Origin of the sequence: Bacillus sp. S3 (genome assembly GCF_005154805.1) — a bacterium.
Taxonomy (GTDB): Bacteria; Bacillota; Bacilli; order Bacillales; family Cytobacillaceae; genus Neobacillus.
Genome location: NZ_CP039727.1, coordinates 331278 through 345799 on the forward strand (window position 1 = coordinate 331278; position 14522 = coordinate 345799).

The 14522-nt window shown below is 43.0% G+C and carries 10 protein-coding genes; all 10 read left to right on the forward strand.

Annotation, left to right across the window (positions count from 1 at the left end; genetic code table 11):
• The first annotated feature begins 44 nt into the window (after nt 1-44).
• The 10 genes from FAY30_RS01670 to FAY30_RS01715 all read left to right on the forward strand — a co-directional run bounded on the left by FAY30_RS01670 (nt 45) and on the right by FAY30_RS01715 (nt 14459).
• Nucleotides 45-902, forward strand: a complete 858-nt coding sequence (locus tag FAY30_RS01670; protein ID WP_190284785.1) for an ABC transporter permease subunit — start codon at nt 45-47, stop codon at nt 900-902.
• Entirely contained in the window at nt 899-1867 is a 969-nt protein-coding gene (locus FAY30_RS01675) for an ABC transporter permease (RefSeq protein ID WP_149868260.1), read from the forward strand. Before FAY30_RS01670 ends, FAY30_RS01675 begins: the two co-directional genes overlap by 4 nt.
• A 52-nt stretch (nt 1868-1919) precedes the next feature.
• Nucleotides 1920-2747 carry an alpha/beta fold hydrolase gene (locus tag FAY30_RS01680; RefSeq protein ID WP_149868261.1) on the forward strand — a complete coding sequence of 276 codons (828 nt, stop codon included), beginning with the start codon at nt 1920-1922 and terminating at the stop codon, nt 2745-2747.
• 209 nt (nt 2748-2956) lie between these two features.
• Nucleotides 2957-3802, forward strand: a complete 846-nt coding sequence (locus FAY30_RS01685) for an AraC family transcriptional regulator (RefSeq protein ID WP_149868262.1) — start codon at nt 2957-2959, stop codon at nt 3800-3802.
• A 314-nt stretch (nt 3803-4116) separates the two neighbouring features.
• Nucleotides 4117-7455: an OmpL47-type beta-barrel domain-containing protein gene (locus tag FAY30_RS01690; RefSeq protein WP_149868263.1), complete on the forward strand. Its 3339-nt coding sequence runs from the start codon at nt 4117-4119 to the stop codon at nt 7453-7455.
• Nucleotides 7456-7524: 69 nt separating this feature from the next.
• A complete protein-coding gene (locus FAY30_RS01695; protein ID WP_149868264.1) occupies nt 7525-9414 on the forward strand; it encodes a beta-N-acetylhexosaminidase in 1890 nt (629 codons plus the stop codon).
• Nucleotides 9415-9680: 266 nt separating this feature from the next.
• Complete coding sequence (locus FAY30_RS01700; RefSeq protein ID WP_149868265.1) at nt 9681-11171, forward strand: ABC transporter substrate-binding protein; 1491 nt, start codon at nt 9681-9683, stop codon at nt 11169-11171.
• Nucleotides 11172-11182: 11 nt separating this feature from the next.
• The gene (locus FAY30_RS01705) at nt 11183-12151 is read left to right on the forward strand and encodes a carbohydrate ABC transporter permease (RefSeq protein WP_149868266.1); all 969 of its coding nucleotides are present in this window, start codon (nt 11183-11185) and stop codon (nt 12149-12151) included.
• Nucleotides 12148-12972 carry a carbohydrate ABC transporter permease gene (locus FAY30_RS01710; protein ID WP_149868267.1) on the forward strand — a complete coding sequence of 275 codons (825 nt, stop codon included), beginning with the start codon at nt 12148-12150 and terminating at the stop codon, nt 12970-12972. Before FAY30_RS01705 ends, FAY30_RS01710 begins: the two co-directional genes overlap by 4 nt.
• Nucleotides 12973-13079: 107 nt before the next feature.
• Nucleotides 13080-14459 carry a sulfatase family protein gene (locus FAY30_RS01715; RefSeq protein ID WP_149868268.1) on the forward strand — a complete coding sequence of 460 codons (1380 nt, stop codon included), beginning with the start codon at nt 13080-13082 and terminating at the stop codon, nt 14457-14459.
• Nucleotides 14460-14522 lie beyond the last annotated feature (63 nt).

A 14522-nucleotide genomic window follows, 5' to 3' on the forward strand; every position in this document is an offset into this window, starting at 1 on the left:
TGTGAACATCCCAATAAAAAATGGTTTTGGATGAAGGGGATAAAATGAAAACAATGGTGCATTTATTAATTCGATTTAGTTGTTTGATTACCGGCTTTACGCTCTTTTTGTCTATCCCAAGACTTTTTAATATTCGTACTGGGTCAATTGATGCTAGTTTTGAGAATTTCAAAGAAAAACTGTGGGATACGTTAGTACAGTTTTTTAAAAATTACCCAATCGAAACGTGGCTGGATAAGAATATAACGGAGCGGTATGCATACACCATGGAGGTACTGATTCTGTCATTAGCATTGATAACGGTGCAAGGATTGATATTGGCAGCAATCACGCTCATCGGGCCATATAAGTTCAGACAATTTTTTAAACGGGTATTGGATATGGTCGAAGCAATTCCTGATCTTCTTGTCATTTTTCTGTTTCAGATTATCGTCATATCAATCTATAAGAGCACAGGCCTGAAGCTGCTCCAATTGTATGGATTTAACGCTTATCCGTATTTTATTCCCATCGTCGTCACCTCGTTTTTGCCTACATTATATTTGGCGCAATTTTTAGCAAAGGTATTGGAGGAAGAAGTGCAAAAGGAGTATGTGATCTATGCAAAAGCGAAAGGAATGAGTCTCTTCCGAATTTATGTGTTCCACATGCTTAGGAATACATTACCCTTGTACATTATCCAACTGCGGACAATCGTTTGGTTTGTCCTGTCTAACATTGTATTAATTGAATATATGTTTAAAATCAAGGGATTTACAATTGACCTGGGAAGGATATTGTTTCAACCCGCCCCACAAGTGATGTTCAACTTTTTCCTTTTTGCCGTGCCGATTATTCTCATTGATATATTAATAAGATATGTCGCCTATAAAGCAAGGGGACATGAAGAGGTTCGTTTATGAGAAAATATAAAATGACTATTGCAGGTTCTATGATTATTCTAGGAATCTTAATCTCCAGCTGCCTTTATCCCTTTTATGGGCCGGCAGATTATGAGAAAGAGATATTTAAATATGACGGGAAGGGTGGACTGATCGGCAGGGCCCCGTTTCCGCCTTCTTTACACCATATTTTTGGCACCAACCCAAATGGAGAGGATATGTTCCTTATTGTTTTGGATGGCGCTAAGTACACGATCATAACGGCATTTATCGTCACTTTTCTCCGGCTGCTGCTCGGGGTGGTGATAGGGATCCTCCTTTCCTTTTCCCACCCTAACATAAAAACTTATTTTAAAGATCTTTTTATTGGCTTTAGGTATATACCGAGTATCATTATCGCGCTGCTGCTGATGACACCGGTAACGGTGCAGTATACCGGCATTGGAATCTGGAGTATTATCACCTACCAAATATTTATTTTAGGGATTGTTGCCTTCCCGGCTGTCGTATTAACCACGGCAGATATGGTAGATGAGTTGAAAAAACAAACATTTATCAAGAGTTCCTATCTAATGGGGGCAACTCACTTGCATATCGTCAGAAAGCACTTGTTTCCATATGTAAGGTCATACGGTCTGTTAATGGGGGTCCAACAGTACATGAATACGCTGGTCCTCATGATGCACTTGGGGATATTTTCTGTTTTTATTGGCGGCCCGCAAATTGGCGGCATCAACGACGGGTCGGATTATCCGCCATTGGCCTCATTATCGAATGAATGGTCTGGCCTCATCGGGCAAAATTTTCGGTTCTTACTTCATTACCCATGGGTCGAATTATTTCCGGTATTTGGATTTTTCTTTCTGATTATTATCATGAATGTCATGAAACGGGAATTAACTGCTAGTTTTCAAGATTTTCAGATTGCTTCTTTTTCAAAAAGGAAGCGCTCCAAACAGGGAGATATTCAAAAACGGCGGGGTTAACATCCCGTTTTATGGTGTTAATTGGGGTCGTTACTAATTAGGGGGTAATCAAATGGAAGTGGAGCAATTTCTAAAACTCAGGGGACTGAAGATTTTTGTCAAAAAAATCGGGGCAGGGGATCCCGTGATTTGCCTTCACGGTGGACCAGGGGGTGAACACCGATTCTTTCTGCCGCACCTAGAACCGCTGGCACAGGATTTTCAGTTGGTTTTTTATGATCAAAGAGGCTGCGGCCAGTCTGAGCCTGCACCTTCTGCAGACTATACGATGGCTGAAGAGGTGGAAACTCTGGAAGAACTCCGGCAACAATTAGGAATGGATAAACTTAAACTGATTGGGGAATCATGGGGTTCGATGCTAGCCCTTTTATATGCTGTTAAGTACCCAGATCATGTAGAAAAACTTCTGTTGACTGCGGCTGTGGGCGCCACAGCTGAGGGGTTCGAGGAATTTGAAAAGGAGCTGCTTGCAAGGCTCTCAGGCGAAGATAGAGATATGTTGGATCTGATCATGGAAAAAATGGAAACGGACGAGGCGGGTACAAAGGAACTTTTCCGGATTCTTGACCCCTACTATGTCCATTCGGTAGATGCTTTAGCGCGTAAAACCAAAACCAAGAGCAATGCCGAAGTAAACACGATTATGGGTAAGGACATCATGGAACATTACAATGTGAAGTCGGATCTTCACAGACTTGCGGACATTCCGGTTCTCATTGTTCAGGGAGAAAGCGACATGATTACTCCTGAAAAAATAAACGAATTGCTGATACAGTATTTACCGAATGCAAAATTAACCGTAATCAAGGAGTGCGGCCATTGGACAGTGGTCGAAAAGCCGGGGGAATTTATCGAGATTGTACGGGGGTTTTTTAGGTAGTCGGTGTTACCGATACTTTCATACTATTAAAATATTTATTTAATCACCAATAGCAATTTTCCGAAAATACCAAATGTTTTTAAAAATAATATCGCTACTAGCATTTCTAAGTATGCTATATTTTTATATAAAAAGACTAAGATGCGGAAGATTGTCTTAGAAGGAAGCAGAAGAAGTTTCTGTGCTTCCCTGGCAAAGGAGGGTACACAATGTCGTTTAGTGTTAGTGATCAGTTGAAGGTGACGTTGTTTGATGTCAAGAAGATCCAGTATAAGTCGCGGGTAATTTTTGATTATGTGCAGTCTTGTTGTACAATTGCCTATATTAAAAAAGGGGAAGTCACGACAACTTTTGAAGGAAAGGAGTATGTGGCCGAGCAAGGGGATGTGATGATTCATCGGCCCCATAAGCCGTTTAATGTTATTTCCAAAACGGATGGGATCCACTATCTTTTCAATATTGACTTAAAGGTAATGGAGGAAGTGGATTTCTTTAGTATGTATCCACTTGGGAAAGTGGTGAAAATTCGTGATCCAATCCTGTATGAGAAGAAGTTTGATGAACTGAGAAGCATTTGGCTCCAGGAAACAAACGAGTACCGAACCGTTCAGTCCAGCTTTCTCGCCTTCTCGTTACTCCATGAAGTGATCGAAAGCTCGAAGTTTGGAGGAAAACGTTCGCCGAATGAGGCATATATCACGGACCGGTTCAACAATGTGCTTCATTATATCGAGAAAAGATTGGGAGAGAATATAACGCGTGATGAATTGGCGCAAATCTATCATATGAATCCTGTTTATTTCAGCCGTGCCTTTAAAGAAATTTATGGTCTGACACCAATGAAAATGGTGAAAAAACTTAGGCTGCTGCATGCCAAACGACTGCTCGAAACAACCGATGATACGATGGAAGTAATTGCTCAAAAGTGCGGATTTTGTGATTCTCCTCATTTCACTCATACATTCCGGAGTGCCTTTAAAATCTCTCCAAGTGAATTTCGAAAAAGTATCAAAAATACAAAAAAAGGATTCATCCCTACATTGTTAGATAAGTAGATGTCTACTACTATTAGGATTAAGAGTTTTGCAAACGCGTTCAAGCTCTGTATTGATAAGGGGTAGTAGATGAATCGTGCTTGAAAAAAAGCAGGGTGAGTCTTCGTCAAAGGGCTTTCGCAGACGAAGGAATTCATTGATCACTGGTGCTTATTTTACAAGTGTATTAGGCCTATTTTCCTAAAAAGTTTAAACAGCTTCCTGACTACAATCGAATAGTTAGGAGGCTGTTTTTATAAACCAACATTTTAGGTGAAGGACCTATTCATCTATGATCCAAAGTAGATACGCTAGTGACAGGAGGGAAGGGAAAGATGCAAGTGAAATTGAAAAAATGGGTATTAGTTTTGGTCTTACTGGTGTTTGGCTTTTCGATTTTTTCAGATGCAAGTGTAAATGCAGCGGGTGCCACCCTATCGGGAGCAGGTCAAGAGTCGTTCATCTATTATGTTGACGCAACAAATGGCGATGATGCAAATGACGGTTTATCCCAACAAAGCCCATGGAAGTCTCTTGAAAAAGTAAGCTCAACAACGTTTCAGCCAGGTGATAAAATCCTGTTGAAGTCAGGAGAGAAATGGACAGGATCGCTTCATCCGTTAGGATCGGGGACCGCTGAAAAACCAATCATCTTGGACAAGTATGGGGAAGGCTCTAAGCCATTAATCGAAGGGCAAGGAGTGCCATATGTTATTGGATTGTATAATCAGGAGCATTGGCGTATCGGAAATATTGAAGTGACTAATTATACACCGGTGCCGGGAACGGAGCCGCGGACTGGTGTGGAAATCATTGGAGAAGATTATCAAGCAGGGGACACGGATGATATTGAGAATGTAGCTGTATTACATAATATTCATCTGCATGACCTCTACATTCACGATGTGAACGGCCTTCATAAAAAAGGGGTCTATGGCAGTGCCGGAATCAATGTGTTAGTAAGACGGAACCAGGAAGGACTGCCGCATCGGGTAACCAAATTTGATCAGGTTCTGATTGAAAATAATAAGGTGGAAAATGTAACCCGGACAGGAATTATGGTTAATTCCGCTTGGACTCACCGCGAGCAGCAAGGTGGACCTGTTGTTGACCCGACCATCCCATGGACACCGGCTACGAATGTTGTGATTCGAGGTAATGAGGTCCTTCATGTTAGCGGCGATGGGATTGTACCGCATATTACAACCGGTGCGCTGGTGGAGCATAATCGGGTGCATGGATACAACGAAGCCGAGAAAGATTATAACGCCGGGATGTGGACCTATAACGGAGATTACACCGTTTACCAATTTAACGAGGTTTCCGGTGGAAAAACCATTAAAGACGGCATGTCATTTGACTATGATAATGGAACGAAGGGGCTTATTTTTCAATATAACTACAGCCATGACAACGAAGGCGGCACGGTGCTGATTTGTCAAAATGAAAAGAACGGTTCCGTTTCTGACGGCATTTTCCGCTATAATATCAGCCAAAATGACCATTATCAGATGATTACCGTGTGCAGCGGCAGCAACTATAGCAATATGCAATTCTATAACAATGTGTTTTATGTCGGACCGGGAATCAAGAATAATCTCTTGATTGACCAAAACGGAAATGCACCGGCAGGGAATGGCGAAGCCATTTTTAACAATAATATATTCTATAATCTTGGTACAGGCGGTTATACAGCCAAGTCTACCTGGAAATATGACGGCAACCTATTCTACGGTAACAATGTCCCAACGAAGGCAGCCATCCCTGATGCCAATATGCTTACCGCTAATCCTGTGTTTATCAATCCAGGGAAAGCTACAAGCATAAATGACTTGGATGGCTACCAATTGAAAAATTATTCGCCGGCAATCAATAGCGGGGCGGTAATCACGAATAATGGCGGTACAGATTTCTGGGGCAACCCGCTTTATTACCAGCAGCCGGATCGCGGTGCTTACGAGCAGCAGACCGATAAAGAAGCAGCGCCGCCAACAGAGCCGGAAGACCCGCCCGTTTCAAACGATGACTTAAATAATATTGCCTTAGGGAAAACCGCTACGACCTCAGGGAGCTTCCTTCAAAATCCGGCGCTTGCAACTGATGGCTTGGCGAACGATACGAACCAATATACTGGGCTTGACAAAGGTGTGCAGTGGATGCAGCTCGACCTCGGCGGTGAGTATAAAGTCAACCGTGTGAAGCTGTGGCATTATTTCGGCGGTGGCCGAACCTATAATGATGTGATTGTCCAGCTTTCCAATACGCCCGATTTCTCAAGCGGAGTCACGACGGTATTTAATAATGATACTGACAATAGTGCAGGCCAAGGTGCCGGCACGGATCAAGAATACAAGGAAACAGCAAATGGAAAGGAAATCACCTTTGCCCCTGTTGAGGCAAGATATGTTCGATTCTGGTCGAATGGCAGCAAGACCAATGCATGGAACCATATGGTCGAGGCAAAAGTATATGGAACAAGTTTGACACCGACGAATGTCGCTCTTGGTAAAGCGCCAACATCAGGCAGCTTTGTGAATGATTCCGAGCGGATTACGGATGGCCTGACAAACGATTCCAATCAGTATGCGGGGCTTGCAAAGGGGCTGCAGTGGATGCAGCTTGATCTAGGGGCCGTTTACAATCTAAGCAGTGTGAAGCTGTGGCATTATTTTGCGGATGCCCGAACCTATAAGGATGTCATTATCCAGCTGTCAACTACGCCTGATTTTTCAAGTCATGTGACAACTGTGTTTAATAATGATGCCGACAATAGTGCAGGCCAAGGTGTGGGTGCGGACAAAGAGTATAAGGAATCGGCAGACGGCAAGGAAATCACATTCACACCGGTGAATGCAAGATACGTTCGTTTTTGGTCCAACGGCAGCATCGGAAATGTTTGGAATCATTATGTCGAAGCGGAGGTTTACGGGATCGCAGCTGACCTTGACAGAACACCACCAGTTACAACGGACGATGCCACGGAAGGATGGCACCGTGATGAACAAATAGTAAACCTATCAGCCGCAGATGAAGGCAGCGGGGTAGCGAAAACCTTCTACAGTTTAGATGACAGCTCATTTGTCGTGGGGACTTCCGTCAGAATCATGGATGACGGTGTCCATACACTGAAATACTACAGTGTCGACCATGAAGGAAATATGGAAGACGTCAAAACAGCGTTTGTGAAAATCGATCGGACAGCTCCCCAAATTACGCCAAAAGGATCATTAGATGTTTATCAGTTCGAAACAGTGACGATTGATTTCGGTATGGTGGATGAATTAAGCGGAATCACCGATTATGAAGTTAGCTTAGATGGAATACCTGTACAAAACCCATCCGAGCTTGCACCGTTAACCCTGCAGGCAGGCAAGCACACGATCAAGATCACCGCAGCGGATTACGCTGGAAATGAAGCGACGAAGGAATTCGCATTGAATATACTAATCGATGTGGCCCATCTGCCAGATGTTTTGGAAGCAGGCAAATCCCAGATTCATAATCAGGGTATTTATGATAGTCTGCTCGCAAAGGTGAAGCAGGCTGCCAAGAAGCAGGGTGAACCAAACGTCTTGGTTTCGTTAGAAAATGAGCTGCAAGCCCAATCGGGCAAACACATCGATTCATCCTTTGCTCAACTGCTATTGGATGATATAAATTTTTTGAAAAATTAAGAAAAGGAGGCTGCTCATTTTCACGAAGTGAGGGGCAGCCTTTTTTCTCAGCTTTAGGAGGCTGATAGAATGGACATAAAATTAGTAGGGCTGGAGGAACAACAGGACCTTCCTGTCAATGAAATTCTAAATCTGTTAAACATCCAACAATCGCATGGCGGAATCCCGATCCATGTTGAAAAGATAGAATCCGGAATTTATGTTCAATTTAATGGTCATGAAGGGAAGCTCGCCTATCAAGAAGCACATCAATTCTTCCGTGCCCTTGGACTATTAATAGAGGGTATCAGAAAAGGCGAGCCATTCGAAATAACGGAAAAGCCTATCTATAACAGCCTCGGTGTCATGATTGACTGCTCAAGAAATGCCGTTTTAAAGGTGGAAACCTTTCAAACAATCATCAAGCATCTGGCCTTGATGGGCTATTCTACGGTGCAATTATATACAGAGGATACTTATGAAATAAAGGATTACCCGTATTTTGGTTACATGCGCGGAAGGTATACTGGGGAACAATTGAAGACCATGGATCAGTATGCAAATAGGTTTGGGATTGAGCTTGTTCCTTGCATCCAAACACTGGCACATCTCGGAACAGCTCTTAAGTGGAACTCTTTTTCCGATATCGTCGATTGTAATGATATTTTACTAATTGATGAAGAAAAAACGTATCAACTGATTGAAGCGATGTTCCGGACGATGTCTGAAAATATCGCGAGCCGGAACATCAATATCGGCATGGATGAAGCACATATGATGGGGCTCGGTAAATATCTTGATCAGCATGGCTATCAAGACCGTTCAACCCTGATGCTGAAGCATTTTAATCGTGTCATGGAAATCGCTCGAAAGTACGGCTACAAGCCGATGATGTGGAGCGATATGTTTTTCCGGCTGGCCAGTGCAGGTGAGTATTATGACATCGACAGCCCCATTCGCCAGGATGTGATGGAGATGATTCCTGATGATATTTCCCTCGTTTATTGGGATTACTATTCTGTTGAACCGGAAAAATATGACGGTATGTTGAAGAAGCATAAACAGCTTTGTGACAAGATTATTTTTGCAGGCGGTGCTTGGAAATGGATGGGTTTTTCACCGAATAATCAATTTAGCCGGCATGCCGGGGAGATGGCACATCACAGCTGTGTGCGTAACGGTATTAAGGATGTGCTAATCACGGCGTGGGGTGATAACGGTGCGGAAGCTTCCATTTATTCAATCCTTCCTACGTTGCAGCTTTGGGCGGAGCTTTGTTATACGGACCAGGCAGATACAAGCCGTCTTGAGGAACGATTCGCCACCTGTGTTGATGGCCATTATGCTGATTTCATGAGTTTAGATATGACGATGCTTGTGCCTGATAACACTTCACTTGATATTCACTCGATGAACCCGCCGAAATATATATTATACCAGGATATCCTGTATGGGCTATTTGATCGGCACGTGAAGCCAAATGAGTACGCCTCCCATTTTCACAGCTGTACAAAAACCTTTGAACAATGTATGGGTAGAAACCCAAATTGGGAGGCAGTGTTCCGCACGCAATTTGCCTTAAGCAGATTACTAGAATTAAAGTGTGAGGCGGGAATTAACATTCGTAACGCCTATCACAGCAAACATCGCGATATTCTAGGAGCCTATTGTTATTCCCTTTTACCTGAGATGAAAAGGCGAGCGGAGGATTTCATGGCTGCATACCGTACCCAGTGGCTGACGGAAAATAAGATATTTGGGCTCGATGTATTTGACATTCGAATGGGCGGCCTGCTGCAGCGAATACAAACCGCCATCAACCGGCTTGATGAGTACCTGACGGGTAGAGTAGTCGAGCTAGAAGAATTGGAGCAAGAAATTCTCTACTATAACGGGCAAGAACAGGATGGAGAAACGAAAGCGATCAGCGCAAATTTATGGCACACGATTGCCACACCATCTGTCATCGCCGGGATTTAAAGCATTGCTTCGCTCTTATCCATTCCCTTTCACTCACCAATATTCGGTGAGTTTTTTTTCTCTTCAAAAAAATAAAAATCTAAAACGAAAAAGTATCAAAAATACAAAAATAAGAATCATCGCTACATTGCCGAATTATCTGAAATTAAATATTATAAGGATAGATCATAAATCATTGATTTTGAAAACGCGTTCAAAATCAATGATTATGGGAATTTGAATGGTTTAACAACTAAAAAAATGACAATTTAAAAGGGGGCTTTTATATGAAAAGGAAATTTAAAGCAATTGGAATTTTGCTCATGTTAGTACTTATTTTACAAATATTTGCTGGATGTGCAAAATCTACCGCTGATAGTGGCAAAAAGGAAAAGTCCGAGGAAAAAAAGACGGATGAGCAGATCACCTTACGAGTTATGGACTGGGCGGACAGTGAGAAACCGTACCGTGATCAATTTATCAAAGATTTTGAAGCAAGACACCCAAATATTAAGATTGAATACACGCTGCTAACAAGCGATCAATTCCAAAATACGATTACAACCGCCATTAAATCAGGTGATGCGCCGGATTTGTTCCCAATTCCACCGGGCATGAAACTTAGCACAGCGGTTGCCGGCGATTGGTTTCAGCCGTTAGACAAATATTTAGACGATGAATTTAAGAGCCGTTTCATGGATGGCGTCTTCGTTGAAGGCATTACCATGCAGGATGGGAAAATCTATACGATCCCAGCGAAATTGGATTTGCCAAACACACTTGTTTTTTACAATAAACAGTTATTTAAAGATGCAGGGTTAGATCCAGAGAATCCGCCAAAGACATATAGTGAATTCCGTGCCGCAGCCAAAGCGATTACAAAGGCGGAAGATGGAAAAGCCTATGGCATCATCGAAGGGGGAAAAACCATTGTCCGCTGGAAGAATCCAGTGATTGACTGGTCTGCACAAGGTGGAAGTGGTTTGAATCCACATTCTCCGCTTTCATTAGTAACCAACGATGCAAACTATGACTCAAAGGCTGTTGTTGATGTTATGAATCTATTTAAAGGGATGAATGATGACGGAAGCTATCATCCAAAAACAATGAGCATTGCTGCACCTGAAGCACGCGCATTATTTGGCCAAGGACAAGCAGGATTCATTATTCAAGGTGAATGGTGCATCGGTGTTTGGAAAAAGGACAATCCAGATTTGGACTTTGGCGTGATGGCGCCGCCAGTTCCTGATAACGGTCAAGAAGGATACTTGCCAAGACCAAACTTGCAGCCATGGCTTGGAATTGCGAAAACAAGTAAACATCCTGAAGCTGCTGCCCAATATTTAAAAGAATACTACAGCAAAGATTATCAGTCTGTATTAGTAAAAGCAGGAGACCGTTTCTCGATCTTAAAAGATGTCAACGAGAGTGCTGCTGAAATCGAGCAATTTAAACAATATTACAATATCGCGATGGAAAATTCTCGTTTAGCACCAAGCGTTGAAATTAGAAACCCTGAAACAGCTAAGATTTTTGGGAAATATAAAGACCCGCAGCCAGGATTAGGTGATATTCTTCAAGGTGTGATTGCCGGTGCGTTAAAGGATCCAAAAGATCAGCTTAAGATGTTATCGAAAAATGTAAACACTTCACTTGACCAAGCAATTGATGCAGCAAAAGCGGAAGGTGCAAAGGTAAGTAAAGATGATTTCAAATTCTCTAATTGGAGTCCCGATAAAGATTATACGGCCCAAGATTACGAGGCAATTAAGAAATAGGGAGCTACTATATGAAGGAGAACATTCGTACATTAAGCACAGACGGTTTGACAGTAAAGAAAAAGACGAAGACGAAAACAAAATCAAAATCGAGTAATGTAGCTTGGTACTGGGTGTTTTTATTCCCTACGTTAGCATTATTTGCAATGTTCCAAGGCTGGCCAATTTTGGCCAGCTGGTACTATGCTACTCTTGATTGGTCAGGGCTGACACCGGATGCTAAATTTGTCGGGCTGCGGAATTTCATTAATGTCGCCCAGGATCCTTATTTCTGGAATGCATTTAAGAATAGCTTTAAATTCATGCTGGGCACAGTGCCATTTCATTTGTTAGTTGCTTTGGTGCTCGCCGTTATTTTGCATCGTCCAGGACTTAAGGCGGCCAATCTATTCCGTACCTTCATCTTCCTTCCAGTCGTCACGACTACTTCCATTGTCGGGATTATCATGGTATTTATTTGGGGAAGTGATGGGGCGGTCAATGATACATTATTGAAGCTCGGTCTGTTAGAGCGGCCAATCAACTGGTTAGGCGATGCTGATTGGTCGATGTTTACGGTCATTTTAATTTCAGTTTGGAAAAACCTTGGGGTTAACTTAATCTACTGGCTTGCAGGCCTGCAGTCGATTTCAAAGGATCTATACGAAGCGGCAGAGGTTGATGGGGCATCAGGGGTAAAGAAATTCTTCTATATTACGGTTCCCCTTTTGATTCCAATCGGAACGATCATTCTCTTATTGAATGTCGTCAATTCATTGAAAGCATTTGATTTAATAAAGACGATGACGAACGGCGGGCCGTTCTTTGCCACCGATGTGGTATCGACTTATATTTATCGCTATGCATTTACCAGCGAAATGGGGCTCCCTCAATTAGGGTATGCGTCCGCAGCAGGTCTCTTCTTTGCCGTTACAATTTGTTTGCTCGCCATTATCCAATCCCTCGTGCAAAAGCGTATCAAAGGTGGTAAGAATTTATGAGAAGTGTGAGAAGATCAACATTTTACATCGGGATGACCGCTTTTTGCTTGATCTGGATCTATCCGTTCTTATGGATGGTCTCAGCGTCCTTTAAGACGCAGGGTGAATTTTTTAAAAATGGCCTTTCGTTGATTCCAGAACACTTTACTTTTGAAAATATCATCCGGGCATGGAATGAAGCGAATTTCGAACAGTACTTTTTAAACAGTGTCGTTATTACGGTTGGTACGATTATCATCGTGCTGCTCTCAACTGCTACTTGCGGGTATGTACTCGGGCGTTATTCGTTTAGGGGCAAGAAAATCGTTTATGCGCTATTAATTGCTAGTATGTTCGTTCCAACGGAGTTTGCGATTATTCCAATTTACGATTTAATCAAATCAATGGGTCTGATGAATACAAGATTTGGCGTCATCCTCGCAGAGTCCGGCGGCAATCATATTATTTTTATTTTGTTATTTGCAACCTTTTTTGCAAAAATTCCAAAAGAACTTGAAGAAGCGGCCCTTATGGACGGAAGCGGCTTTTTCCAGACCTTTTTTACTGTTATGCTGCCACTTGCGAAGCCTGTTATCGGCAGTGTAGTGATTATGCAATTTATCTGGTCTTGGAACTCGTTTTTAATGCCGCTGATTTTGACGCTCAACGCTCCGGACGCTAGGCCGCTGTCGGTTGGTTTATACGCCCTTCGCGGTGAGAACATCGTCGACTGGACAGGGATTGCTGCAGGAGGAACGATTGCGATCGTGCCAATTGTTGTCATTTTCCTCTGTTTGCAGCGCTACTTTGTCGATGGGATTGCAGGGTCGGTGAAGGGGTGATTTTAGCATCCTTGTCTTTTAGGAATGGAACAGCTCCAGTGCCCAAGCCGCTTTATAGTACGCTTGGGCCTTTTTTACAACAACATCAAAGGTAGGTTGAAGACCTTATGAGAATACTTTATTTAGATTTAGACTCGCTCCGCCCCGACCATATTGGTGCTTATGGATATCATCGGGATACAACACCAAATATTGACAAGATCGCAGAAGAGGGCGTCATATTCACGAATTATTATTGCACAGATGCACCTTGCCTGCCGTCACGTTCGGCCTTAATGTCAGGCAGATTCGGAATCCATAATGGTGTCGTCGGCCATGGTGGAACAGCGGCGGATATGAGACGTGAAGGACCTAGCCGTGACTTCAATGATAAGCTAGTTTATGAGAGTCTGCCGAGTTCACTACGGCAGATTGGCTATAAAACAACAACCATCAGTACTTTTGCTGAAAGACATTCCGCCTGGACGTTCAATGCCGGATTCAATGAGGTGTTTAATGTTGGAGCGAAGGGCCACGAATCAGCGGAGCAGGTGCTGCCGGTAGCTCTTAAATGGCTGGATGACAACGGCAGTTCAGATAACTGGTTTTTACATTTGAATTTCTGGGATCCGCATACTCCTTATCGGACACCCGAAGAGTTCGGACAACCGTTTGCGAATGAACCGCTGCCTGAATGGTTGACGGAAGAGGTATTTCAACAGCACAAGCAAAAGGTGTGTCAGCACAGCATCGATCATATGAATGAACTTGCTAAAACCCATTACTTCAAATGGCCGCGCCATGGGAAGCAAATTGAAAACTACGATGATTTACGATTGATACTCGATAACTACGATTGTGCCATTCGCTATATGGATAACCATATTGGTCATGTGCTGCGAAAGTTAGAGGAGCTGGGTGTTATGGAAGACACAGCCATTCTGATTACTGCCGATCATGGCGAAAATATGGGCGAATTAGGGATTTACTCTGAGCATGGTACGGCCGATCAAGGGACATGCAGAATTCCGATGATTATTCGCTGGCCTACTGGATTAAAAGGGAAGGTTGATGAGGGCCTGCATTATCATATCGATCTTGCCCCAACCTTTGCTAGTTTGCTAGGAGCCCGAAATGCTCCGTCATGGGATGGAAGAAGCTATGCTAACAGTATTATAAAAGGTGAAGATACAGGTCGGGAATATTTGGTTATGTCACAATGTGCCCATGTTTGCCAGCGTAGTGTCAGGTTTGAGGATTGGCTCTATATCCGCACTTATCATGATGGACAGAACGGGTTCCCGAAGGAAATGCTGTTTAACTTGAAGGATGATCCGTATGAACAGCAGAACTTGGCTGAAGAACGCCGTGATATCTGCAAAACGGCCGTTTATTTCCTTAATGAGTGGCATGATGAAATGATGTCGACAATGGACTTTGACGTCGATCCGTTATGGACAGTTATGAAAGAAGGCGGGCCATTGCACGCTAAAGAATTCAAAAGATAATATTTTCTGCCCTGATGTTTGGTCGTCAGGGCCTTCAAAGTTCAACAGCATCTTAGGGGGATG

Bases quoted from the DNA above. Each gene is read 5' to 3' on its own strand.
- FAY30_RS01695 (WP_149868264.1), top strand. From the start codon at position 7,525: ATGGACATAAAATTAGTAGGGCTGGAGGAACAACAGGACCTTCCTGTC.
- FAY30_RS01670 (WP_190284785.1), top strand. From the start codon at position 45: ATGAAAACAATGGTGCATTTATTAATTCGATTTAGTTGTTTGATTACC.
- FAY30_RS01680 (WP_149868261.1), top strand. From the start codon at position 1,920: ATGGAAGTGGAGCAATTTCTAAAACTCAGGGGACTGAAGATTTTTGTC.
- FAY30_RS01685 (WP_149868262.1), top strand. From the start codon at position 2,957: ATGTCGTTTAGTGTTAGTGATCAGTTGAAGGTGACGTTGTTTGATGTC.
- FAY30_RS01700 (WP_149868265.1), top strand. From the start codon at position 9,681: ATGAAAAGGAAATTTAAAGCAATTGGAATTTTGCTCATGTTAGTACTT.
- FAY30_RS01675 (WP_149868260.1), top strand. From the start codon at position 899: ATGAGAAAATATAAAATGACTATTGCAGGTTCTATGATTATTCTAGGA.
- FAY30_RS01715 (WP_149868268.1), top strand. From the start codon at position 13,080: ATGAGAATACTTTATTTAGATTTAGACTCGCTCCGCCCCGACCATATT.
- FAY30_RS01690 (WP_149868263.1), top strand. From the start codon at position 4,117: ATGCAAGTGAAATTGAAAAAATGGGTATTAGTTTTGGTCTTACTGGTG.
- FAY30_RS01705 (WP_149868266.1), top strand. From the start codon at position 11,183: ATGAAGGAGAACATTCGTACATTAAGCACAGACGGTTTGACAGTAAAG.
- FAY30_RS01710 (WP_149868267.1), top strand. From the start codon at position 12,148: ATGAGAAGTGTGAGAAGATCAACATTTTACATCGGGATGACCGCTTTT.